Genomic DNA, 24,085 nt, shown 5'->3' on the forward strand with positions numbered 1-24,085 from the left:
CCCCTCGACTACGCCCTCCATGAGGTCGGTCTTCGCTCGGGAGCCGAACGTTGTGAGAAAGGCCGTAGGGAGTCGACCGGCGAAGCCAGCCGCGCAGAGAAATTGTAGTCGAGGGGCATCATTTAGTGCATTTGGTTATACACACCACCTGACATCGGGAAAAACTTTACCAAATAAATTCTATCATTGGCGCAAATAACGTTCCATGCCTACCCCCAAAGTTTTTCTTTATATCTCCATGAGCCTTGATGGCTTCATCGCCACCGAAGACGATGACCTCTCCTGGCTGGACGCCATGATGGTGGAAGGAGAAGACTACAATTACGGGGAGATCATGGCACGGACGGGGAGTTACGTCGTGGGGCGGAAGACCTACGATAAGGTAGTAGAAATGGTCGGAGAGTTTCCGCAGCGGAAAAACTTTCCCTGCTACGTCATTACGCGGCAGAAACTACCGAATGAAGACAATCTTACCTTCCACGGTGGAGACGTAGAGGCGCTGGTCAACAGGCTGAAGAAAGAGGGTAGGGGCGACATTTACTGCGACGGGGGCAGCCAGGTCGTGAAGCTTTTTATGGAGGCGGACCTGATCGATGAGTACATCATTTCCATCGTGCCTGCCTTGCTGGGTAGCGGTAAGCGTTTATTTTCTGGAGGAGCTACGCCGGGGAGTATCCGATTGATAAAACAAGAACACTTTAAATCCGGGCTGGTACAGCTGAGGTATAAAAGATTGAAAAAGGAACTTTGATTTTCAAAGTTGAAAGGCTATCTTTGGTCGCGAACCTTAGGGCAGGCTTAGCGGGGGGCGCTGGTGCAAAGAAAGTTAAGGAGCTTTGTGTGGGGGCAGGAACGGTTTTTGCCCTGCTCTTTTTACGATCCCTTGCACCCGCGTCTGCGCCCCAATCCGTGTTGTTAAACAAAATAAATTCTTGCTATATCAAGTAATTACCTACCTTTAAGCCAGAAATAAACCTTTTTCCACGTTTAGCATTTAATTACAGTCTCTAACCTAGTCGATTATGGTCACCACTGCCTCCCTTACCCCTCAGCAGGAACAATTGGAAATGATTCGCCAGAGTGCGCATGACTTTGCGAAGAGCCGCATTAAGCCACACGTGATGGAGTGGGATGAGGCCGAACATTTTCCCCGCGAACTCTTCAGGGAGATGGGAGATTATGGTTTTATGGGCGTCCTGGTACCAGAAGAATATGGTGGTACCGGTCTTGGCTATGCGGAGTACATTACGATCATCGATGAAGTGGCAAGAGTTTGTGGCTCCGTCGGTCTGAGCCTGGCGGCTCACAACTCTCTTTGTACTAACCACATTCTGATGTTTGGTAGTGAAGAGCAAAAGAAAAAGTATCTCCCTAAACTGGCTACTGGTGAGCACATTGGTGCCTGGGGCCTGACGGAGCCCAACACCGGCTCTGACGCCGGCCGGATGCGTACCGTTGCCGAAAAGCAGCCTGATGGCAGCTACATCATCAACGGAGCTAAGAACTTCATCACCCATGGTCTGAGTGGCGAGGTGGCCGTTGTCATCGTCCGTACCGGCGAGCTGCTGGACAGCCACGGCATGACGGCCTTCATCGTTGAGCGCGGTGATAAGGGCTTCCGCGGTGGAAAGAAAGAACAGAAGCTGGGCATGCGCGCCAGCGAGACGGCCGAATTGATCTTTGAAGACTGTCACCTGCCGGCTGACCGTGTCCTCGGCGAAGTAGGAGAAGGTTTCATCCAGAGTATGAAAATCCTCGATGGTGGCCGGATCAGCATCGCTGCCCTCAGCCTTGGTATTGCCCGCGGAGCATTCAACGCTGCCCTGGCCTACAGTAAGGAGCGGGAGCAGTTTGGCAAAGCCATCAGCCGCTTCCAGGCTATTTCCTTTAAGCTGGCCGATATGGCTACAGAACTGGAGGCCGCAGAGCTCCTCGTTCGCGAAGCCGGACGCCTCAAGGATGCTCACCTGCCGGTAACCAAGCTGTCCGCTATGGCCAAGCTCTACGCCAGTGAAGTCGCCGTTCGTTGCGCCAACGAAGGCGTTCAGATTTTCGGAGGTTATGGCTTCACCAAAGAGTTTCCCGCGGAGAAGTACTACCGTGACTGTAAACTTCTCACCATCGGAGAAGGAACTTCTGAAATTCAGAAGCTGGTCATCAGCCGGTCCCTGTTGAAAGATTAAGGTCTTTATTCAGGCTTTTGGAGCAGACGAATTTAATTTTGCCTCTCCATTTCTTTCCATATGCCGGTAAGCACTATATCTTGCCGCCGAATGTCAAACTACCCAATAATACCCGTCCTGCGCCTCCTGCGTTTTCCCAACCTCCTGGTGGTTGCGCTGACACAGGCTTTAGTGTATTACCGGATCATCCAGCCCGCACTTGAATCCATCGGAGTAACCGGTGTCCTCAATAAGTGGAAATTCTTTGAACTGTGTTCCGTAACGCTTATGATTACGGCTTCGGGCTATTTAGTTAATGATCTGCAAGACGTCAAAACGGACGAAATCAACCGGCCTGGCACCAACCCCATCTCTGTTCTGGGGCGTGATGGCGTTAGTTGGGTCTATGCCCTGATGCTTTTGGGAGGTTTTATCGTTAGCCAGTTGCTGGCTTATCGTCTGGACGAAAGAGAACTCCTCTGGATTTTCCCCGTCGCCATTGGCATGCTGTCGGTTTACAGTACGGGAATGAAAAAAGTGCCGATTCTGGGGAACTTTCTGGTGGCGGCCTATTGTGCCGGCGTACCGGGTATTCTGCTACTGGCCGAACGGAAAGGGATGCTGCAGCTGATCGAGACCAATCCGGAGTTGGGCTATAACTGCCTGCGCATTGTTTTACTGTTTATGGCCTTTGCCTTTCTGGCCACCCTTTTGCGGGAATTGGTAAAAGATATGGAGGACCTTCGGGGAGACCGGGAGGTCGGCCGGCGAACCATCCCCGTTATGTGGGGCATTCCTGCCAGTCAGAAAATAGGTATCCTGTTGGGCGTAATGGTAATTGTTGCCATTCTCTTCCCCATTTTCCTGGGCTGGCCCGCCTTTCTGGCACCTCCTATGCTGGCTTGCATCGGGGTTTTGTTACTTGCCTTAATTTACGTCATGATTCAGCTCTGGCGGGCCCGTGAACCGAAAGACTATCACCGCCTTAGCACCGTCTTAAAGTTCTTCCTGTTGGGAGGCCTGGGGCTACTTGCTTTGTTTTAGCAAAGGAGGAGATTCACGATGTTGCGCAACTTTTAAGACCAATACAGACATTTGACGGGAGTTATCAGGGTATTTACCTGCCCACTATTCTTACGCCCTAAAAAGCTACATATTATCTTCGCGCCATGAGCCAAAACAAGACCATCCTCTCTGGGGTAAAACCCACCGGTAAAATTCATTTCGGACGCTATTTCGGTGCCGTTGAGAACTGGATTCGCTTACAGGAGAGCTATAACTGCTACTACATGGTAGCTAACTACCACGCCATGACAATGCCCTTTGAGGGCAAAAAACTGGCGCAGGATAGCTGGGAGGTTTGTTTTAATCTGTTGGCTTGCGGTATTAAGCCGGAAAACCTTTTCATTCAGAGTCTCATTCCTGAACATGCGGAACTATCCTGGATATTGGGTTGCTACACCAGCGCCGGTCAGCTTTCCCGCATGACCCAGTTTAAGGATAAGAGTGCCCAGAACGCTGAGAAAGGGAGCGAAGGCTTTATCTCCGGTGGTTTGCTGACTTACCCGGTTTTGCAGGCTGCGGATATTCTCATTTACAAGGCGGACCTGGTGCCCGTTGGCAAAGACCAGGAGCAACATCTGGAGCTGACCCGTAACATCGCGCAGCGCTTTAACAACCAGTCTGGCCAGGAATACTTCCCCGTGCCGGAGGCCCTGTACAGTAAGGTCGTTAAGGTCATGAGTACGGCTGATCCGATGCGGAAAATGAGCGCCAGTATGGGCGACAAGCACAACATTGATGTGTTTGCGGAGGAAAAAGTAATTCGCAAGCAAATTGGTAGTGCCGTAACGGATTCCGGGGCCGCGGACGCAGGTGCCATGAGCCCGGGCGTAAGCAACCTCTTTTCCCTCCTGAACGCTGCTGGTGCTACAGGCGCCCATGCTTCCCTGATGCAGGATTATGAGCAAGGGAGCCTGAAGTACAGCGATCTGAAAACAGCCGTTGCCGATGAGCTGGTTACTATCTCAACCGGTATCCGGGAGCGTATGGCCGAACTGAAGCAAGACCGTAAAGCCGTGAAAAATCAGATCAAGCACTCCAGCCACGAAATCCGCAAAACAGCACAGGAAACGCTTAAGGAGGTAAAGGACATTTGTGGCCTGGCGAATATTCGGTTCTAAAGGGATTATCTCATCGGTTGTATCTTTTGGTCTGACAAAGTCGGCCAAAAGATCATCCGATGCGTAAAATCGCGGGTTCCATCCCTGGTTTTTTCCTGGCTTTCCGACCGGATTCCATCCTCCACAAAACCATCAAGCATGCTCAGCGGCCTCACAAATACCTGGAACGATTTACGGGAGTACCTCCCCCGGCCCTACGATAAGCTGGATGACGGAGCCACTCTGGGGCATAAAATTGGTCGTCTGTTTTCGGTACTGGCCATCGACCTGGGGGGTGCCGTATTGTTAATGTTACTCCTGTCAGCCATCTCTGAGCTAGGGCTGCTCAATATGGAAGAGCACGCCGTAGCGGACGCCTTTTCCTCGATGAGTACAACGGCGCTTTTACTGATGGCAGTTGTTGCTGCTCCGTTATTAGAAGAGTTTTTTTTCCGGTTTCCGCTTCGTTTCGAGGCTAATCCCTTTATGGGGCTGGCCCGGATTTTTGTACCTTTTAAAAACACTTCGGCCTTAGATGGTGATGAAGTCGAACGCAAACAGCTCCGGCGGACGAACCTGCGCGATTGGTGGGACCGTAACTACCGCTGGATCTTTTATCTCTCCGCCATTCTGTTTGCCTACGTCCATATTTCCAACTTTAAGATTAATGCGACTATCCTGCTACTCTCTCCACTGTTGGTGGCAGCTCAATTCTGGATGGGAAGCCTCTCCGGCTATCTGCGGGCTCGCTATGGTTTCGTCTGGTCGCTATTACTACATGGTATCCATAACCTCATCTTGATCGGAGGGACTTTACTCGTCGATGGCCCAACGGAAGTGTTTTCCATCGACAATGATGATTACCACCTGCTTATCGAGGAGGTGTCACCTATGAATAAGGGCGAAAATGCAGCCATTTTTACGGAATCAGACAGTCTTGCCTTCGTTGAGCAGGAACTGAGTAAAGTCTTACCCCTCTTGCTGAAAAACGAGTATGACCGGGTGTTCTACCCTACGGAAGAACGAGACCCGAAAGTCAACATTTATTATGGGCGCGAAGGGGGGAGCTCGTCCGCAGAATCTTCCGTTCTGGAGGCATTAGCGAAAGAGTACGAATTCATCATTAAGCCTGATCCTGAAAACGAGCTGCGGGCCATCATCGAGTTCGAGTAGCTGATTTGGCTCCTTCACTCCCCTTTATCCCCTTACTCCTTCACTCCCATTACTCCTTTTCCCCCTCATACTCCCTTATCCCCTTACTCCCTTATGACTTACGCCGAAGCCATCACCGAACTGGAAACCCTGCTGGCCGAGCTACAGGAGGTTCCCGCTGATATCGATCAACTGCACGCGCGCGTTGCGCGCGCTGAGGTCCTTGTGGCCAGCTGCCGCGCCAAGCTGCGCGGCGTGGAGGAACAGCTGGCGGAATTGGGAAAGGCGACGGAGGGCTAGTCTTCAGTTGAGGATCCCTGATCCGAACGCGAATGGGGCCGAAGGCTGCCGGAGCGTGTGTGCGTTTGTTCGTGTTCGGTGCAGGTGTTGCATGGGTAAAGTCGCTTCGCTCCCTTACCCGGTTCGGACCAGAGGTCTTTAACCGAGACAGACTAATCCAACTGCATCACCCCTTCCGTAGCAATAATCGACAATTCCTCCAGCTCACCTTTTTCGAAGAGTCCTGGTAAATCCGCTAAGGGTGTCCCCAGCGGAGCTTTATAGTTCACATAATCCTGAAACAGGACACCGGCAACCACCCTTGGGTTAAAGGCGGAGCGAAAGCGAACACCACCTTTATTGGTTTTATAATCGTAGGCGAGATAGTCGATCCGGTTAGTCTCCTGATTAATCCAGTAGAGGAAGTTATCGTCGTGGTCTACGCCACCGCCCTCCTCATCAAAATTCACCCGGAGGATATCATAGGCTTTTCCTTTGATCGTGGCGGTACCGGCAGCATAGAGGTTAACGGCCGGGTCACGGAGCTTGTGGGGTAGGGTAGCGAAGTAGATAACGGAATTGAGGGTTTCAAATCCGCTGTAGGCTTCCTTTTCATTAAGAGTCTGAGAAGCATTGTCGATCAGGCGGTGAAAGATGCCGCCTTCAATCCGGTCGTTGTAGGCTTTACCCTCTTTTTCGTAGGAACTTTTGTAGATCTCTTTTTCGTTTTCTGTGATGAACTCAAATTGAGAGCCCCGAAAGGTGAACCCGAAATTTACTTTGCTCAAGCGCTGACTGCCGTGGGCTTTCAGGGCACGGTTGAGAATGCTGAGGGCAGCAGGATCAAGTTCTTTAGGGGAAGGAGCAGGCGCGGCCGCAGGTGCAAGCCCGGTTTCAACTTTCTCTGTAGTCGAACTATCGGACGGTTGGCAGGCAGTAAACAGGCAGGCAATGGTTAGCGCGGAGAGAAGCAAGCGTAGCATAGTGTAAGATTAGTGCAATAGCGTAACCGTTAAATCGCCGAAAGGATGACTATCCCTTATCGCTGAAGTAACTTGCCGACCATTCCGATAAATAACTTATGCACAAAACAGTCCTCATTACCGGAGCCACCGGAGGCATTGGCTTCGCTACCGCCCGCGATCTTGCCGGTCGTGGCTACACCGTTATCCTGCACGGTCGAAACCGCGAGAAAGTGGAGGCCGCCACCGCCAGCATCCGTGCAAAGAACGCAGATGCTAAACTTGAAACCGTGGTGGCAGACCTCGGAGAACTGTCCCAGATTCGCCGGCTGGCCGAAGAAGTCAGGGCGCTGGCTCCCCGCCTGAATGTCCTGATCAATAATGCCGGTGTCTGGAACTCCAATCAGGAACTAACCGCCGAAGGTGTCGAAAAGACCTTCGCCATCAATCATCTGGCCTACTTCCTGCTCGCCAAGCTATTGATGCCTTCCCTCCGGGCGGCGCCCGGAAGCCGAATCATTTGTGTTGCCTCCGACAGCCATAAACAGATCAAGGGGATGTTTTTCGATAACATCAACCTGGACGGGAACTACCACGGCCTGCGCTCCTATGCACAGAGTAAACTGGCCAATGTTCTATTCTGCTACGAGTATGACCGTCTGCGACCAAGCGAAGATTACCCCACCATTTTCGCCGTCCAGCCGGGGCTCGTCCAGACGGATATCGGCCTCAAAGGAAACACCTGGCTCCACAGCATCGCCTGGAAAGTGCGACGGCGGATGAGCGGGAACAAAACGCCCGCCCAGGGGGCGGCCACCAGCATTTTCCTCGCCACTGAACCTGGCCTGGAAGATCAGTCCGGGCAGTATTGGGATGACTGCGCTCCTAAGAAATCTTATTCCAGCTCCTACGATCGGGATGAGGCCCGTATCCTTTGGGAAATGAGTTTGGAAATGGTGGGGGAGAAGGCTTTTTTTGAGGATTGATTAATACAGAGTATATCGGTAGATATAATGCGAATTACGGGCTAAAGACCCTTTGGTGCGCACCGAGGGGCTTAAACTTCACCGATTTTGCTCGTAATTCGCATATATACTCTAAGACTAATAATCCCCCAGCAAAACCCACCGCAGCAATGGAGGAAATAGATAGCCTGTACGATAATCTACCCGAAGAGGAGCGGATAATATCCACCATCTTGCGGGAGTTGATCAGGGAAACTATTCCCGATTGCCGGGAGAAAATCTCCTGGGGAGCTCCTTTTTATTATGGGCGAAAATCTATTTGCTTCGTTTGGCCCGCCAGCATCCCCTGGGGTAAACTGACTTCCGGAGTAGCCCTTGGGTTCACCCGGGGCCGGGAATTGGATCACGAGGGATTTCTTCAGTTTGGTGACCGAAAAATAATCGGACGACATATTTTCATTTCGCCCGAGGAAATTGATGTAGAGCAGATCGTGCGCTTGCTCCAGTCAGCTTCAGCTTTGGACAAAAAGTGAAATAGTCAGGAACCGCGGCATTAATCAGTTATCCCGGCTTTTCGGAAAATATCCTGCAGCTCTTTTTCTATTGGGAAAGGTTGAAGTGGAGGAACGTTAGCTCCTCCGGGGTTCCCGACGGGGATCTTTCCAACGAAAGATTTTACCCCTCCGAATACCAGTCTGGGAATCTGCCCGAGTATCTCTTTAGTGCTCTTAATCTTAATCCCAAACTGAAGCATTTTCCAATGCACGTAGCTATGTGCATAAGGATATCTCTGGCCGATTATATGCGCCCTTTCCAGGTGATTCCAGGCCTTCGCCAGCTTGCCGGCGGAATATTCGGCCTGATACTTCTTCAGTTCAGTTTGATAAAATGGCACCAGTTTTTGGGGGATGGAGGTATAAAACTTCATGGTTGCAAGTTTTTTGCAGCAGTGAGAATCACACAATCCCCGCTTTGATGTCCAGCAAAGTCTTTCCTGCTTCCGTGCGATATTTCACTTCTTCGATGGTGAGCATTTTGAGCAGGTCTTCGGGCTTTGGCATGGAGGATGATGTAGCCGGAGCACTGCTTTGTGGCTCTGGAGCATCGGTGTCGGTTTTTTGCAGTTGCTGCAAAAAGTCGAGGATGCCCAGGTTGATCAGTTCATCACTGAGCGCAATGGTGCCTTCCAGTTTGGTGCCGGAGAGGTCACGGAAATTGGTGTCGAAGAGATGCTTTTGAACGGGGTGCATGAGTGAAAGGATTAAGGGGGGAAGGGGAGAAAGGATTAAGGGGGGAAGGGCAGTGCCTGAAACTTCTACGCTTTGAGGTGGAGTTGAATGATCAGCACGTTAGCTTCACTGGTGAGTCGTAAATTTTTGATGAGCGGGACCAGGGCCTGATAGCCGGCAGATGTAAGCAGCGCGGGCACGTGAAGCCGGAGATGGTCCGAGGTGAGTTCGATGCCTTTGGGTAAGCGCTCCGCGATCTGCCCTTGCATCAGTTTGATGATGGGCTTGTCGAACATCTTGAAGCCATCGGTTATGTCGAAATGGAGCCAGGGCTGGTTGGGGAAGGAAACGGAGCCCTTGGGGCGAAAGGTGATTTTACGGCGAACACTGCCGAGAACCGGCGCTTTGACGCCGAGATGGAGATTAACCAGGTTGTTGGCTTCGGGGTCCAGTAGTAGCTCTTCGACTGGGGTGTCGGCCGGCCTGGCGTCCAGTACTTCGTTAAGCAGGGTCCGGCCAATGGGGAGCCGCAGCTCAACGTCCGTCCCTTCCAGTTGGGTCGCCGGATCGTCTAATAAAGCTTGTAAGGGAGCAGGAATAGTGGGCATTCAGTAGATAGTTGGTAGGCTAATAACGAACCGTACACCCTGCTTGTTTAAAACCGTCATTGCATCCTGCGTCAGCGCCTTATTGGCGTTTTGATCTGTTGGTTCGTTGGTCTTTTCGGCTGCCACTATTACATGGTTTTACCCTGGAAAATCAGTGCTCCATTTCCAATGTACGGCAACCCCAAATACCAACGAGCTACTTCTCCGCCGAAGCCCGGGCACCTCCTACGGTAAGCTTCCGGCTGTCATTGAGCCAGTTCTTCACCGCCGGACAGCCCTGGTAGCGCTTATCGATCATGATGAAGGTTTCTCCGATGGTTTTCTCAATCCAGTCGCTCAGGAATTGTTGTTGCTTGGCCTGCTTGGTGGCTTCCTGAATCTTTGCGTAATCCTGGCTCAGAGAAGCCCGGTGCGGGGAAGACCGGGACTGAAGCTGGACGACCCGAAGCATCTTTTCTCCGCGTGGGTCATTGTACTCCATCACTTCGCTTACGTCACCGATCTCCATCTCGTCAATGGTGAAGTATATGTCCGGATCCAGGTCACCGATCTCGAAGAACGTATTACCGCTGGCGGGGTTGGTCATCCGGCCATCGTTGTTGTAGCTCTGTACTTTATCAGTGCCGTAGCGCTTAACGGCAAAGCTGAAACTAAAGGAATCTACCCGGACAAGGTTGGCGATACTGTCCAGGAACTGCCTGGATTCTTCTACATCTTCATCCGTGATTTCCGGGCGAATCAGTATGTGCGACACCCGAATGGTGTTTCCCCGGCGCTCCTGCAATTTGATGAGGTGGTAGCCAAACTCTGACTCCACAACGCCGCTCATCTCTCCGGGGTCCAGGTTGTAAGCAGCGGCCTCGAATTCAGGGACAAACTTGCCCCGCTTCGTCCAGCCCAGGTCTCCACCTCCCCTTGCGGAGCCGTCCTGGCTGTATTTCTGGGCTGCTTCTTCAAAGGTGAGGCTACCTGCGGTAATTCGCTCCTGAATCTCTTCCAGCCGGGCAACGGTCAGCTCCCGGGTGTCTTCGTTGGCCTCCGGTTTAACCGCTATTTCCCCAACTTCTACTTCTGCATTGAAGTAGGGGAGACTGTCTCTGGGGATCTTGGCAAAGAAATCTTTGATCTCCGCCGGTGTTACTTTCACTTGCTGGATAATACTGCCGCGCATCCGCTCCACACTGATCTGCTCCCGCAGATCTTCCCGAAACTGCTCTTTGGTGGCCGTAATGCTTTGGCCGTAGTAGTCTTCGAATTGCTCGATGCTCCCCCCCATATAACCGAGGATGCGGTCAATACGGGCGTTGAGCTGGCTCTCGACCTCGCCGTCGCTTACCTCGATACTATCAAGTTTAGATTTGTTGAACAGTAGCTTGCCCACCAGAATCTGGTCTAATAGCTGACACCGTGCCTCGGGCGGCAGTGGCGTATTGCTCTGACCGGCAGCTTGTGCAAACTGCTCTTCGAGCTGGGAGAGGAGGATGAACTCTCCGCCAACCCGGGCGATGACCTGGTCAATGACCGCGGGCTGACTCTGGGCGGCCAGAGAAGAACTTGCCAGAACAAAAAACAGGGCCAGTACGGAATAAATCGTTTTCATGGTAGAGGTTTTACCGGTTGGTAAAGGTTTCAATATTGTTGCGCCGTAGTTCACGGTCGAAAATTTCTTCGCGGGCTTCGTCGAGTAATTCCCGCTTGCGGTTGTGGAGGATGACCTTGCGGGCCTGATCCTCTACGTAACTGAGTGGGGCAATCTCCAGCCGGGGCTTCACCTCCAGGAGGCGAAAGTAATACCGGAAACCACCTTCCTGCAGGCTAAACTCCCGCTTAGCGTTTACATTGTTAGCCGTCAGAGTGCCTTCAGGAAGTTGAGCGGCAATATCATCCAGGCTATACCAGGCTTCGGGCTGCAGCAAGGACACTTCCGCGAAGCGCTCGCAGTAGTTCTCCAGGGCCATGGTGTCGGTAATTTTACCATTGTTCCACAGCGTTTGCAGGCTTTCCTCGTCCTCCAGCGGGTAGGGGACGCGAATGAGTAAGCATCGAACGATTGGCCGTTCCAGTTGGTACTGACCTTTATTCGACTCGTAATATGCCTCCAGTTGCTCTTTGCTTACCGTACTGTCAAGCCTCAGACTTACCAATACCTGCTCATAGTGGCTGCTGACCAGGCTGGAACGATAATCCCGGACCAGTCGATCAATGTTAAGGTCAGCCGGCAGGTTGCGTTCTGCTTCCCACTGGAGTACCGCATCACGAGACCAACGGTTGACGAAGGCCTGAATGATCAGTGTGCTATCCTCTGCAGTTGCATTAGCCGGGAACATGCCGTCCAGCTCAGAAAGAAGTAACTCCTTCTGGTGCACTCTGGCAAGCACCCGGTCTCCTCCCGTAGATTCTTCTTCGGAACAAGCTGTCAACAACAGGAATGGCAGCCAAAACACGGCTACCCACTTTGGTATTCTCAAGATTTAATCAGTTTAGAGAGTACTTTCTTGTTGACCTTGATGGGGAACTGCTGGCGAAGCATTTCGACCCACTCGCGTTCGAGTTTGTCCTGATAGTCCGCAATCACGTAGCCGCGGGCTTCCTTTAGTTCTTTATTGCGGGCAGGCAACAACTCCTCTACTTTATAGAAAGAAGCCATCCCGGCCTTTAGATCGTTTTTGATAACGGACCGGGCGCCTACCTGTGGCTTCGTTATCTGCAAGTCAGCTAAACGAGCCAACTCATACTTTTCCGTGCTGGCATTGACATTGGCTCTGCCAAATTTGTCCAGTGTTTTGTCTACACCGTTTGTCGCAGCAAAAGCATACAACTCGTTAATGTCGATGTCCGACGCCGTTCTCAACTCGTAGTGAGACACGGCGGCGCGTTTTTCCCACTGGTAATTTTTGGCGTTCTCGGCGAAGAAGGCTTTCAGCCCGGTCGTGTCCTGGCTGGCCTTATCCCATACTTCTATTTTGGTTGCTTCAAATAGCAGGATACCTTCACGGTATTCGCGCATCAGCGCGGCAAATTCGGGGTAATCCCGCTCCAGGCGACTTTCAGCGTAGGCCATCAGTTCGACGTCCACCCACTCTTCATACATGGCTTTGGCGACCGTGAAAGAGTTTCCGCTACGAGCCAGGCTGACCCGCTTACGGCTGTTCTTCCGGAGGTACTCTTGCAATGAGGATAGCATCACCTTATAGCCACCGTCCATCTCCAGTACCGCTTCATCCCTGGCAACACGGGCGGGCTTCCAACGGTAGTTAAGGAAGGTGGAATCTACCAGTGTAGCGGCGTAGCGCCCGAAGACAGCCGTGTTTTCTTTCGTGTTAGCGGAGTTACGGATATCGCGTAGCATCTGTTTTTTGGCGTCGGCATAACGACCATCAGCCTTTACTTTTTTCTCCAAAAGAGGGCGGACATCACTTAATGGTTGGTTTGCTTTCCGGGAAATTCGCTTAATGATGTGGAAGCCGGAACTGGTTTCGATGATGTCGCTTACCTGGCCATCTTCCGTAAGGCTGAAGGCCGCGTTTTCAAATGCGGGTTCGTAGCGGTTGATTCCGAAGAAGCCCAGGTAACCATCGTTATTCTTAGTCTTACTGTCTTCGCTGTAAATCTTCGCTATTTTGCCAAAATCCTGGCCATCATCCAGCAATTTTTTAGCGCTCTGCAACTTGGTGGGAATCGCAACGGTGCCTTTAGCGTCCGCTGGTTTACGAGCAAAAAGGTGAGCAACTTCCATCTCTCCGCGCGCAGGTCGGCTACCTTCTTTAATGGCGAGGTGATAACCGGCATCCGTTCTGATGGGACCAATGACTTTCCCCTTTGGGGCCTGATACAGAGCTGCTTCCAGACGGTGCAGCCCCCGGGGGAAGGGGGCCGTGGCAAAGCCGATGCGGCCACCACGTGTTTTGCTGTATTTGTCGTCACTGTACTCGCTGGCGGCGGCAGCAAAGCCAGCAGCGTCGAGGCCTTTTTTCAGCTCCATCGCTCTCTTATAGAGCGCCAGGGTGTCTTCCGGCAGCGGGTTGCCCTTGAACTGGAAAAGGATGTGGCTGAAGTCAATGTCCGTTTGCTGGCGCTCGTAGAGGTCCGTAATCAACTTGTCGGTTACCTGATTATCGATCAGGTAGTTGTCGGCCAGCTGTTTGCGGTATCCTTCCAGCTCGCGCTGCAGGGAGACGATCGTATCCAGACCCATTTCCCGGGCCCGGGCAACTTTGAGCTTGAACCGTTGGTACAGGTCGAGGTATTCCATGACGCTCTCCTTGCTGAAGTCCGCTACGTCACCATTCGTTTTGGTGTAGATATAGCGGAACTCACCGACGGTTACGTCCTGGCCGTCAACGGTAAATAGAACGTCCGAATCCTGTTGAGCATTCAGGCCCGCGGTGAGAACCAGCAGGATAACAGGTAAAAGAAGGTGCTTTATGTAATTCATATGGTAGTATGATTCATCCGAAAAAGCTCCGAAAGAGAGCGCAAAAGTAACCATTTTTCGGGGGAGCTTATTGTTGTTCCCATTAGCCGGATTTCAGATAGAGTAACCGAATGGCCGGCCAAATCGTTGTTTGGGGGTATGACTGTCTTTATCTCACGATCTCTTTCTGCGCAAAGTCCGCTTGCTGCCTGGGCGGAAGCCGGGGGGCATAACCTGTTGGCTCATTCGCTGATTGACTTTCGGCCCGTTCCGTTTTCTCCGCCGGGGCAGGCAGATTGGTGGTTCTTTTACAGCTCCCGTGCGGTAGAGTTTGCCTTGCTGCAAGGTATCCCCGCAGTAAAACTGGCGGCCATGGGGCCGGGGACGGCTAAGACACTACAAAAGCTGGCGGGCCGGGTCGACTTTGTGGGGGCGGGTAAGCCTGAAGAAGTAGCGGAAGCTTTTGGCGAACGGGCTCGTGGGCAGCAAGTGTTTTTTCCGCGGGCGCGGCAATCCCGCAAAACGGTCCAGACACTGCTCGATGATCAGATAAGGGTGCTGGATGACATTTGTTACAATAATATCGCCGTGCCGCAGCAAACGCCCATTCTGGCGGAGGTATATATCTTCACCAGCCCGCTGAACGTCTCCGCTTATGTAGATCATCAGGCGCTCACCGCAGGTGCAGGGGTGATCGCCATCGGGCCCAGTACCGCTGCCGCACTGACCGTCCGGGGCGTAAACTGCCTTGTTGCCGCCAGCCCGGATGAAGAAGCAGTGGTGAGCGTGTTGAGGGCTTTACCTTGATGGCCGCTTTGCGGCAATTGGGTTTCTCGCGAGCAAACTCCCCCTCCGCCGCAAAACCCAAACGCCCCCCCAACCGTTCTCCCATCACAAGACCCAAAACCATATGATCGGCTGGAGATTCAAAAACTATTTACCCGGTGAAGGCGACGAAACCGACTTTGAGAAACTACTGAAGTTATTTCAGGAGCTACTCACGCACACCTCCGGTAACGTAGGTGAAGCCCTCCAGTGGCTCACCCAGCTGGATCGGCAGTATGAACTGACCAATGAGGACTACTCCATGGCTGAGTTCATCCAGGAGTTGATTGATAAAAACTTCATTCAGCCGGGGGACGGCCCCGGCAAGCCGCCTTACGTCCCAACCGCAAAAATGGAAGGGCAGCTACGTCAAAAAGCGCTCAAAGATCTCTTTGGTGACATCAAAAAAACCAAACGCGGCAACCACAGTACCCGCTATAGTGGCCGGGGAGACGAGCGGACCAGTGAGCGACGCCCCTTCGAGTTCGGAGACAGCCTCGACAAGTTAGCCGTGTCTGAGTCTTTGCGCAACGCGCAAATCAATCACGGCATCGGTGACTTTAAGCTCACCCATGATGACCTGGAAGTGTACGAGACCCACTACCAGGCCCAAATGTCTACCGTACTGATGATTGACATCAGCCACTCAATGATTCTCTACGGTGAAGACCGCATCACCCCCGCCAAGAAAACAGCCATGGCGCTGAGTGAGTACATCACCACGCGCTTCCCAAAGGATACGCTGGACATCATCGTCTTCGGTAACGATGCCTGGCCGGTAGAGATCAAGGATTTGCCCTACTTACAGGTCGGCCCTTATCACACCAATACGGTGGCAGGTCTTGAATTGGCGATGGACATTCTCCGCCGCCGCCGCAACCCGAATAAGCAGATCTTCATGATTACGGACGGGAAACCGACCTGTATTAAACGGGGTAACCGCTACATTAAGAATAGTGCCGGGCTTGACCGTACCATCGTCAATCGTACGCTCAACCTGGCCGGCCGGCTACGTAAGCTGTCTATTCCCGTGACTACCTTCATGATTGCCCGCGACCCCTGGTTGGTGCAGTTCGTACAAACGTTTACGGAAACGAACGGCGGCAAAGCGTATTACTCTGGCTTGCAGGGGCTGGGAGACTTCGTCTTCCGCGATTACAAGAGTAATAAAAACAAGCGTTCATGAATGCCGCCGTCAGAACACTGCTCTTCTTGTCCCTCCTTTGCACCTGCGGCAGCGCCCAGGCCCAACGCGGGCAGATTGTCCCGCCATTTTTGCAAGAAACTACCGCCCCCGCTACGGTAGAAATGGAAGGTGAAACTTACGTACTACCCGATTTTTCCATTACTCCTGCCTTCGGTGGCGGTGGTGGAGAACTAATCAGCCAAACTCCGCTGGGCTACCTCGCTACCCGCCGGACGAACACCGGTCTGCGCCTGGAACTTCGCCGTGTCCGGGATGTTTTTCGGGCCAGCGAATATTTTCGCTCCACCCCTAATCCACTGCTCGTTACCGAGGGCCTGGGCCGTACGCCCAACGGACCCGTTTTTGATTTTACCCAAAGCGCTCCGCACCTGGCCTTTTTCTGCCGACTGGAGATCAATGAAAAGGCCGGTTTTGTGATTCCCGCAAAATTTCGGCTCGGCGCGCACCGATACTGGCAGGATAATTTGTTGAGGGAGAACTAGAAATTCCTTTCCGCCGACTAAAATCGGTGGTACAAACGTAGATCACCTCACCATGTCCGTTTCCCACCAATTGCGCACCACCCGTTTATTGCTTGCTCCTCTTCGTGTTGAAGACATTCCCAAAATCGTGGAATACGCCGGTAACGAAAACGTGTCGCGCTACACCCTGAACATTCCGCACCCTTACCAGGAGAAGGACGCCATCTACTGGCTCAATCTGGCTCATCAGGGTCGGGAATCCGGAGAGAAGTACATCTTTAGTATTCGGGACGGGGAAACAGAAGCGTTCATGGGAGGAATTGGCCTGCACGTGAATAAAGCCTTCTCTCATGCCGAGTTGGGGTACTGGATTGCCGAGCCTTTCTGGAATAAGGGCTTTGTCTCCGAAGCCGCAGCGGCTATCATTCGCTTCGGCTTTGAAGAGCTCGACCTTCGCAGAGTGGCCGCCCACTACGTTGCCGTCAATGGTGCTTCCGGTAAGGTAATGGCTAATGCCGGTATGCAGAAAGAGGGCGTTCTCCGGCAGCACATGTTCCGCAACGGAGCTTACCATGACGTGGTCTACTACGGTATTCTCCGGGAAGAGTTGTAGCGCCGACTTCAGTCGGCGCATCCGTTACCTGAAGTCGGCGCTACAACTTACCTCTTCACTAGCCGGGTCGTCAAAATCTTCCCCGCGCTGCTACGGATTCGGGCTACATAAACGCCGGCGGGCCGCCCCGTCAGGTCGACATCTGCCGTCGCGCTTCCTGTCAGCTGCTTAGTAAGAATCTGGCGGCCGGTCAGGTCGAAGACGCTGACTTGTGCCAGGTCAAGGCCGCCAGCCGGCAACTCCAGCCGGAAGGCGCCGGAAGAAGGGTTGGGAATGGCACGCAGACTGCCCTGCAAGGGGGAGATCTCTTCGACCGGACTCAGAATTTCCTGCGGGTCAAAGCTGCCGATGGCTCCCGGCATGGTGTAAAAGATCTTATCGGTACCCGGTTGAATGGTGGCGAGGTTGATGCCGCTGCAGTTTATTTCGTCTTCCCGGTCCCAGAATTCGCCGTTGTCTACGCTGCGGTACAGGGTTTGGCGATCAATGGCGAAGAGGTCATCCTCAATCTTGAAAATGCCGTAGGTGCGGGGCAGGCTTTCATCCAGGGTCCAGGTGAGGCCTCCATCGGCCGTTCGGTAGGTGGAATTATTGCCTCCGCCGACGTATCCATTGTCCGCATCTGAAAAATAGAAATAACTATAGAATAACCCGCTGGTGCCAGGGGAGGCTACCTCCTGCCAGGTTGCTCCTCCGTCTACGGTCCGGTAGAAAGGCTCCCGCGGGGTACGGTGCACGAAGCCGAAATCATCAGTGATCATCGTCATGTCCCAGCTGCCACCGTTAATATTCAGGCTGTTGGTGTATTCGGCCGTAACACTATTGCCGTCAGAACGTACCGTTTTACCGCTGATGAGGGCAATAATACCGCCGCCGGGCAGTGGAGAGAAGGCCACCCTTGTTCCGCCAATGCCGGCCTGCCGCACAAAGCGTGGCTCCTCGAAAGTGCGGGCGCCATCTTCGCTGCGCTGAAGTGTGAACTCCCGGCCAAAAGCATACACGTGCTTGTTGTTGGTTACTTTCAGTCGCCCTTCGGTGGAACTACCCAGGTTGGCCGTAATGGCCCAGCTGGCACCACCGTTCTCTGATTTGTAAACGTCTCCGTTTTGGGTCTCATAGGCGTAGGCGGATTGCTCGTCGGCAAACTGAATGTTGTCAAACTCTGGCACTTTTTCGGTTAAAAGCAGCTGTTGGTCATTCCAGTCATCGTCCGCGGTAACTAAGGTGAGACCTTCCGCCGCAGCGAAAAAGCGACCCTCAGCGCGGGTGTAGCTATTGTAAGATTGAAAAGTGACAGGGTTTTTGTTGGTCCAGTTGACACCATTGTCGACGGTACTAAAGCGGAAACCCTTAAAGCTGATGATGTGGATGCTGTCTCCTTGTCCGCGCCAGATTTCGGAAATAGTAGAATAGAGCCGTTGCGTGCTGGATTGAAGGGTGAAGTTGTTCCCATCATCGGTACTTTCGTAGAAGTCGGGGCCGAAGGAGGCATAAAAGTTTCCGTCGTCGTCCCGAAAGCCTCCGTTGATGTTGTTCGTCGTGGGGAAGGTAAAGGCCGTTTCCCAGTTCAGGCCGGCATCAGTGGTTTTGAAGAGTTTATTCTCTCCAAAGTAATACCACTCATTGGCGGAGACGGGGAAAAGTTCAGAATACATCTCAACGGGCAGAGAGAGCTCCGTCCAGGTGGCCCCCTCATCGGTAGAGTGCAGAAGTTGTGTGCGGCGGTAGGTGTAGCCAAAGAGATGCCCCTGGAGTTCGTAGTTGTACTCACTGAAATTTCGGCTGCTCACCTGCCGCCAGGTGCTTCCGGCGTCGGTTGAGCGATAAACACCCCGGTTGGTCGTCAGGAAAACAGTCTGACAGTTGGTGGCCGGCAGGCAGGAGACCTTAGTGTAGGAAATGTTAGTGAGCAGTGGAGGCAGGGCCTGAAAGCTTGCCCCGTCGTTGGTGGTCCGGAGGAGGCTGCCGCACTGACCGGTGGCGAAGCCACGGCCTTCGGCGGCGATGTACAGGCTATTGAAATTCTCGTACTGGTCGATATTGTCCGGGAATACCAGATCTGCCGTTTGGGCGCTGACGCAGGTGCAGAGGAAGGTTGACAGAAGCAGGGTGAAGAGCGTAGGGTGAAACTTAAACATAGATCACAATTGGTTTGATGCAAAGCTCTGGTTCCGGGAAGTACTGTCATTCACCCACATGGGTGATTTATACCGCCGAGTGCGCTCCGCGTCTGCCTCCGGCGGGACAAACTGCTCAGGCGGTGTAACTTTTTTTGTCGTGCTGGCGTTGGCTCAGGCACAAACAGGATTGCCATGATTCGCCCGCTAACCCTCACTGACCTGGAAGCCTTCGTTGCCCTGCGAGCAGCCTCTTTTTCCTCCGATCCCCTTTCCTGGGATCAGGACGCAGACAGCATCGTTGATCCGAAAGTATGGGCCGATCGGATCGTTGAAAAACCGGAGGAGCAGTTTCTCCTCGGCTATTTTATGACCGATGAAGCAGGACAGGAACAGCTGGCGGGCCTGCTGGGCTTTCAGCGCTACAATAAAACGAAGCGCCGCCACCGGGGGATGGTCTGGGGCGTATACGTCAGCCCCGTGGCCCGCGGCCGGGGCGCAGCCCGGCAACTCCTACGGGAGTGCGTCCGCAGAGCAAAGGAAATAGCAGGCCTGGAAAGGCTTAACCTAACGGTTTCTAATTACGCCGAGGCAGCCTGCAAACTATACCTCAGCGAAGGTTTCCGGGAGTTCGGGCGGGAAAAGGATGCAGCCCGTACCGGGGACGTAAGCATGGATGAGGTTTATATGACGCTGGACCTGACGGAAGCGCTGGAGAAAACGAGTTGAACACACTGCTCCCGTACCCCTTGCCTGCACCTGCGCCGGCGCCCAAAAGTCTGTCGGGCCCTAAGTGCTCAACCCGGGCGCTACAAGGTCCTCAAGAGCAAACGCTCGAAGGTCCCGCAATACTGCGGGACGCTTTGAGGTTTGCCTGCCACCATCCATTGGACCTTGAAGCGTCCAAGAGGGAGCTTGCGATTGGTCTACCCAAATAGCGTTTAACCGTACAATTCACCAATCCAATTGTTATCTTTGGCAATTCTCGACCAAACAACGTAAAACAGAGCTACTATCGCCACTTTTGACGAAACACAGAAATCACAGGAGATTTATCGTAACCTCTGGGGAGGAGACGACCTTCATGTGGGTATTTATAAAGATGAAAGCCTTAGTCCTTTCGAAGCCAGCCGGGTAACGACCGATAGAATGCTTCGCCTGCTGCCAAGAATTAAGCGGTCTACCAAAATCCTTGTCCTGCAGTCGGGCTTCGGAACCGCTGCCCGCTACATTGCCGAAACGCACCAGTGTAAGATCGAATGCCTGAACGATGATAAGGTGCAGAATGCCTTTAATCAGTCACGGATTGACGAAATGGAGCTGGGCAAGATGGTGAAAGTCTCCTTCGGCGACGTGGACTACATGCCTTACGAACCGGACACTTTCGACTTTGTCATTGCTCAGGACAGCTTCAGCATTACCGCTCAGAAACGGCAGATGTTCCGTGCTATTCACCGGGTAATGAAGCCGGAGGCCCGCCTGGTTTTTAGTGCCATCATGCGTGGAGACAAAGTGGATGCTGAAGGTGACAAGTTGATCAATTCCCTCCCGGTCGAAGAGCTGATCACCCTGGAAGATTATGAGCAGGACGCTAAAAAAGGCTTCTTTCAACAGATCTACAACCTTGATCTTTCCCAGCACCTGGCTATCCACTTCCGGAAAATGGCGGAGTCACTAACGGAGAACAAAGAGGACATGGTGGAACAGACCAGCAATAAATTTGTCGATAAACGGATGCACACTTGTAAGACGATCCAAAAGCTGGCAGAGAGTGGTCAACTGAACTGGGGAATCCTGATGTTCCAGAAACTGAACGGTTAAGATGTCGTACAAACGGGCAACTTTTAACCCCGCTTGTACCCTGTCTCTATTGGGTGAAAGGTCGTATTTTGGCCTCCCCAAAATTACATACGAATGAAAGTTGCTGTTGTCGGCGCTACCGGCCTGGTCGGAGGCGTCATGTTTCAAGTCCTGAAAGAGCATAACTTCCCGATTACGGAACTAATGCCGGTCGCCTCTGCGCGGTCTGTTGGCAAGCTGATTAGCTACGAAGGGAAAGAGTATCCCGTTATCGGAATGCAGGAGGCCATCGACCGCCGCCCGGACGTAGCGATCTTTTCCGCTGGTGGTTCCACCAGCCTGGAATGGGCGCCTAAATTCGCTGAAGTAGGTTGCGTTGTAGTAGACAACTCCAGCGCCTGGCGCATGGACCCCACCAAGAAACTGGTCGTCCCGGAGGTGAACGCTGATGAACTGACGCCATCCGACCTCATCATTGCTAACCCCAACTGCTCCACCATCCAGATGGTGCTTGCTCTGGCACCTCTGCACGAAGCCTTTGGCATTAAGCGCCTGGTGATCTCTACCTACCAGTCTTTCACGGGAACGGGCGTACCGGCCGTTAACCAATACGAAGCGGAAAAGCGTGGAGAAGATACCAGCGACACTGACCGGCCTTACCATTACCCCATTTTTGAGAACTGTATCCCACATTGTGATGTCTTTCTCGACAATGCCTACACCAAGGAAGAAATGAAGCTTGTGCACGAGACGCGCAAAATTCTTGGTGATGATTCTATCGCCATTACGGCTACGGCCGTTCGGGTGCCCGTCCACGGAGGCCATAGCGAATGCGTCAACATCGAATTCAAAAAAGATTTTACCGTGGAGAAGGTGCGGGAGTTACTTGCCGCCACTCCCGGCGTCATAGTACAGGACGACATCAAGAACAATGTCTACCCAATGCCTTTACTGGCAAAGCACAGAGATGAAGTTTTCGTTGGCCGTATCCGTCGGGATGAATCCATCGGGAACGGACTCAACCTCTGGATTGTAGCGGATAACCTGCGCAAAGGCGCAGCTACCAACGCCGTCCAAATCGCCGAGTACCTCGTCGAAAACAAACTGATCGGTCAGACGGTGGAAGCCTGACAACCGAACGAAAGATTAACTGAAGCATTTTACAATGGGGCAGTTCACGTTGAACTGCCCCACGCGACATAAGAATTACCGTACCAACCGACTTCCCGGAGGCAAACTCAAATTATCTGCCTGCCGGGGAAACAACGTAAATTGAAATGAGAAATCGAATTGCCGTCTGGGGGCGTGACGCCCAGGAAAAACGCGTACTGATCACGATCGAACTACAGGTCTCTGACAACATCGTCCGCATTCAAACCTACCCCGAAAAAGTAATCTCCGATGAGGTCTACAAGCTCTTCATGGAGAAGTGGCGTAAAGGGCAGGAGGGAGAATTTCCGGAACCGGACCGGGTTATTGCCCGTGAGTTATCGGTCTCCGAAGGATTGCTGCCCGATGACCTGAAGGCTGAGCAGACAGACATGATCCTCCGCGCTCAAACCGAATGGCACTTCCACGTGCTGAGCGATAAACTGGCCCAGAGCTATAAGTCAGAACTCGCCGAGATTGAAGACCGCATTGAGCGGGCCGGAGAGTACTCCAGCGATCTGTGGAACCAGGCGAAGAACTTTTGGCAAAAAGTCCAGGGGCAGCTACAGGACAAAACATTGTTGCGGGAGCAGGGTAATGAAATCCGTAAGCGTGTCGATGTTTCTTTTGAGAAGCTCAAGGCAATGCGCGAAAAGCTCAATGAGCAGTATAAAGAAGAATCAACCAAGCAAGTTGCTAAGTTTAGCAGCATGCTCGAAGACGTTGAAAAACGGATAGGGGAGGGCACTCACCTGCAAAAAGTGTTCAACGACCTGCGCGAAATTCAGCGCAAGTTCCATAACGTCAAATTCACCCGAGAAGACCGGAATGCGATCTACTCTCGCATCGATGCGGCCTTCAAGACCGTTAAGGAGAAGCGCGGCCAGGGGGGCGGTAACTCTAACAGCGGTGCTGCCGGGCGTACCCAGTCCCGCCTGGACGGATTACTCAAAGCCATGGAGCGGATGAAGAGCAGCATGGGCCGTGACCAGAACGACCTGAAGTTCGAGCGCCGTCGGATCGAGAAGACGGATGGACAGCTGGAGAAGCAAATTCGGGAGGCTAAGGTTGTGATGATCGAAAGCCGCCTGAGCAGCAAGCAGGTAAAGCTGGACGACATGGAGAAGACCAAAACCATGTTGGAAAACAAAATCGCTCAGGAAAAGAAGAAAGCCGAGAAGCGGGCGCAGAAAGATGCTGAACGGGCAGCTGCGGAGGCTGCCAAGGCCAAGATTGCTGCGGATATTTCTACCCGGGACGTAAGCCCGGAAGAAAAAGCTAAGCTGGAGGCTGCCGCTGCGGCCATCGCCGCTGGTAAGAAGAAAAAAGGTGGCCGTACCAAGCCCGAAGACCGGACGCCGGAAAACGTTGCCAGTATGGTTGCTATGAGCGAAATCGTTGGCGGAGAAACACCCGCTGCCTCTCCTATGGCCGAGAAAGCCGGAGATGTTATCGCTTCCGCAATCACCTCCGTTGGTGATGCGGCCGAAAGTGTAACCGAAGAGGGAGGCCTGCTGGACCAGGCAGGCAGTTTTATCGCCTCGGCGGTAGAAGGTATCTCGGAAAAACTGGAAGACATTACCGATACGGCAAAGGCAGTAGCTCAGGTGGCCGGAGAGAAACTCGAAGCCGTCGCGGATATTGCCGAGGATAAGCTGGAAGATGTAATGGACGCCGCCGGAGAGAAATTCGAAGAGGCCAAAGAACAGGTAGAAGCATCCGTTGAAGCCGCTAAGGATAAGGCGGAAGAAGTCGCCGAAGCGGTCGAAAACAAGGTGGAATCGGTCACAGATGAAGTAAAAGAAGAAATTTCTGGAGAAGAAGAGTAGTTTTTTTCTTGTTTTTCTTCACTTTTTTCGCCACAACTATCTGATTGGGAGATAGTTGTGGCGTTTTTTTATCTATTCGTTTTCACAAATACTTAATTGTGTCTTTGCCCTGACTTCTATCTGACCGCATATTTGTATTGTCGGGAGGGAA

General features: G+C 52.8%; 24 protein-coding genes. 16 read left to right on the forward strand and 8 right to left on the reverse strand.

Going from position 1 to position 24,085, the window contains the following annotated elements; translation table 11 throughout:
• The first annotated feature begins 205 nt into the window (after positions 1–205).
• From BM123_RS16650 to xseB, 6 genes are all read left to right on the forward strand, one after another.
• On the forward strand, positions 206–751 hold the full coding sequence (locus BM123_RS16650; RefSeq protein ID WP_090170619.1) for a dihydrofolate reductase family protein: 546 nt from the start codon (positions 206–208) through the stop codon (positions 749–751).
• 271 nt (positions 752–1,022) lie between these two features.
• On the forward strand, positions 1,023–2,183 hold the full coding sequence (locus BM123_RS16655) for an acyl-CoA dehydrogenase family protein (RefSeq protein ID WP_090170620.1): 1,161 nt from the start codon (positions 1,023–1,025) through the stop codon (positions 2,181–2,183).
• 90 nt (positions 2,184–2,273) lie between these two features.
• A complete protein-coding gene (locus tag BM123_RS16660; RefSeq protein WP_175489431.1) occupies positions 2,274–3,206 on the forward strand; it encodes a UbiA family prenyltransferase in 933 nt (310 codons plus the stop codon).
• Between the two features lie 125 nt (positions 3,207–3,331).
• Complete coding sequence (trpS, locus tag BM123_RS16665; RefSeq protein ID WP_090170623.1) at positions 3,332–4,345, forward strand: tryptophan--tRNA ligase; 1,014 nt, start codon at positions 3,332–3,334, stop codon at positions 4,343–4,345.
• Positions 4,346–4,483: 138 nt separating this feature from the next.
• Positions 4,484–5,497 carry a CPBP family intramembrane glutamic endopeptidase gene (locus tag BM123_RS16670; protein WP_090170627.1) on the forward strand — a complete coding sequence of 338 codons (1,014 nt, stop codon included), beginning with the start codon at positions 4,484–4,486 and terminating at the stop codon, positions 5,495–5,497.
• A 93-nt stretch (positions 5,498–5,590) separates the two neighbouring features.
• Positions 5,591–5,776 carry an exodeoxyribonuclease VII small subunit gene (xseB, locus tag BM123_RS16675; protein WP_090170634.1) on the forward strand — a complete coding sequence of 62 codons (186 nt, stop codon included), beginning with the start codon at positions 5,591–5,593 and terminating at the stop codon, positions 5,774–5,776.
• Positions 5,777–5,928: 152 nt separating this feature from the next.
• Here xseB and BM123_RS16680 read toward each other — a convergent pair whose 3' ends face one another.
• A complete protein-coding gene (locus BM123_RS16680; protein ID WP_090170640.1) occupies positions 5,929–6,738 on the reverse strand; it encodes a DUF6503 family protein in 810 nt (269 codons plus the stop codon).
• Between the two features lie 98 nt (positions 6,739–6,836).
• Between BM123_RS16680 and BM123_RS16685 the strand changes: the two genes are divergently transcribed.
• Together BM123_RS16685 and BM123_RS16690 are read left to right on the forward strand one after the other, a co-directional pair.
• Entirely contained in the window at positions 6,837–7,703 is an 867-nt protein-coding gene (locus tag BM123_RS16685) for an SDR family oxidoreductase (RefSeq protein ID WP_090170642.1), read from the forward strand.
• Positions 7,704–7,852: 149 nt separating this feature from the next.
• A complete protein-coding gene (locus BM123_RS16690) occupies positions 7,853–8,215 on the forward strand; it encodes a DUF1801 domain-containing protein (RefSeq protein ID WP_090170645.1) in 363 nt (120 codons plus the stop codon).
• 20 nt (positions 8,216–8,235) lie between these two features.
• Here BM123_RS16690 and BM123_RS16695 read toward each other — a convergent pair whose 3' ends face one another.
• The 6 genes from BM123_RS16695 to BM123_RS16720 form a co-directional block, all read right to left on the reverse strand.
• Entirely contained in the window at positions 8,236–8,610 is a 375-nt protein-coding gene (locus tag BM123_RS16695; protein ID WP_090170648.1) for a DUF3703 domain-containing protein, read from the reverse strand.
• Between the two features lie 28 nt (positions 8,611–8,638).
• On the reverse strand, positions 8,639–8,932 hold the full coding sequence (locus BM123_RS16700) for a hypothetical protein (RefSeq protein WP_090170650.1): 294 nt from the start codon (positions 8,930–8,932) through the stop codon (positions 8,639–8,641).
• Positions 8,933–8,997: 65 nt separating this feature from the next.
• The gene (locus BM123_RS16705) at positions 8,998–9,519 is read right to left on the reverse strand and encodes a hypothetical protein (protein WP_090170653.1); all 522 of its coding nucleotides are present in this window, start codon (positions 9,517–9,519) and stop codon (positions 8,998–9,000) included.
• Between the two features lie 196 nt (positions 9,520–9,715).
• Complete coding sequence (locus BM123_RS16710) at positions 9,716–11,119, reverse strand: peptidylprolyl isomerase (RefSeq protein WP_090170656.1); 1,404 nt, start codon at positions 11,117–11,119, stop codon at positions 9,716–9,718.
• 10 nt (positions 11,120–11,129) lie between these two features.
• Positions 11,130–11,987: a peptidylprolyl isomerase gene (locus BM123_RS16715; protein WP_245748598.1), complete on the reverse strand. Its 858-nt coding sequence runs from the start codon at positions 11,985–11,987 to the stop codon at positions 11,130–11,132.
• Positions 11,984–13,954, reverse strand: a complete 1,971-nt coding sequence (locus BM123_RS16720) for a peptidylprolyl isomerase (protein WP_175489432.1) — start codon at positions 13,952–13,954, stop codon at positions 11,984–11,986. Before BM123_RS16720 ends, BM123_RS16715 begins: the two co-directional genes overlap by 4 nt.
• 138 nt (positions 13,955–14,092) lie before the next feature.
• Here BM123_RS16720 and BM123_RS16725 point away from each other — a divergent pair, with 138 nt between their 5' ends.
• From BM123_RS16725 to BM123_RS16740, 4 genes are all read left to right on the forward strand, one after another.
• Positions 14,093–14,740: a uroporphyrinogen-III synthase gene (locus BM123_RS16725; RefSeq protein ID WP_090170662.1), complete on the forward strand. Its 648-nt coding sequence runs from the start codon at positions 14,093–14,095 to the stop codon at positions 14,738–14,740.
• Between the two features lie 103 nt (positions 14,741–14,843).
• The gene (locus BM123_RS24620) at positions 14,844–15,944 is read left to right on the forward strand and encodes a vWA domain-containing protein (protein ID WP_090170665.1); all 1,101 of its coding nucleotides are present in this window, start codon (positions 14,844–14,846) and stop codon (positions 15,942–15,944) included.
• Positions 15,941–16,447, forward strand: coding sequence for a hypothetical protein (locus tag BM123_RS16735; RefSeq protein WP_090170668.1), 507 nt, complete (start codon positions 15,941–15,943; stop codon positions 16,445–16,447). The genes BM123_RS24620 and BM123_RS16735 overlap by 4 nt, the downstream gene beginning before the upstream one ends.
• Positions 16,448–16,499: 52 nt before the next feature.
• Positions 16,500–17,039 carry a GNAT family N-acetyltransferase gene (locus BM123_RS16740; protein ID WP_090170670.1) on the forward strand — a complete coding sequence of 180 codons (540 nt, stop codon included), beginning with the start codon at positions 16,500–16,502 and terminating at the stop codon, positions 17,037–17,039.
• 47 nt (positions 17,040–17,086) lie between these two features.
• Here the strand turns inward: BM123_RS16740 and BM123_RS16745 are convergent, their stop codons facing one another.
• Positions 17,087–19,177 carry a T9SS type A sorting domain-containing protein gene (locus BM123_RS16745; protein ID WP_090170673.1) on the reverse strand — a complete coding sequence of 697 codons (2,091 nt, stop codon included), beginning with the start codon at positions 19,175–19,177 and terminating at the stop codon, positions 17,087–17,089.
• Positions 19,178–19,351: 174 nt separating this feature from the next.
• Here BM123_RS16745 and BM123_RS16750 point away from each other — a divergent pair, with 174 nt between their 5' ends.
• The 4 genes from BM123_RS16750 (at position 19,352) to BM123_RS16765 (ending at position 23,934) form a co-directional block, all read left to right on the forward strand.
• The gene (locus BM123_RS16750) at positions 19,352–19,885 is read left to right on the forward strand and encodes a GNAT family N-acetyltransferase (protein ID WP_090170675.1); all 534 of its coding nucleotides are present in this window, start codon (positions 19,352–19,354) and stop codon (positions 19,883–19,885) included.
• 357 nt (positions 19,886–20,242) lie between these two features.
• Complete coding sequence (locus BM123_RS16755) at positions 20,243–20,977, forward strand: SAM-dependent methyltransferase (RefSeq protein ID WP_090170678.1); 735 nt, start codon at positions 20,243–20,245, stop codon at positions 20,975–20,977.
• 93 nt (positions 20,978–21,070) lie between these two features.
• The gene (locus tag BM123_RS16760; RefSeq protein ID WP_090170681.1) at positions 21,071–22,087 is read left to right on the forward strand and encodes an aspartate-semialdehyde dehydrogenase; all 1,017 of its coding nucleotides are present in this window, start codon (positions 21,071–21,073) and stop codon (positions 22,085–22,087) included.
• A gap of 146 nt (positions 22,088–22,233) precedes the next feature.
• Positions 22,234–23,934 (forward strand): hypothetical protein, encoded by a 1,701-nt coding sequence (locus BM123_RS16765; protein ID WP_090170684.1) that lies wholly within the window; start codon positions 22,234–22,236, stop codon positions 23,932–23,934.
• Positions 23,935–24,085: the final 151 nt, after the last annotated feature.

This window comes from Neolewinella agarilytica (genome assembly GCF_900110645.1).
GTDB classification, from domain to species: domain Bacteria; phylum Bacteroidota; class Bacteroidia; order Chitinophagales; family Saprospiraceae; genus Neolewinella; species Neolewinella agarilytica.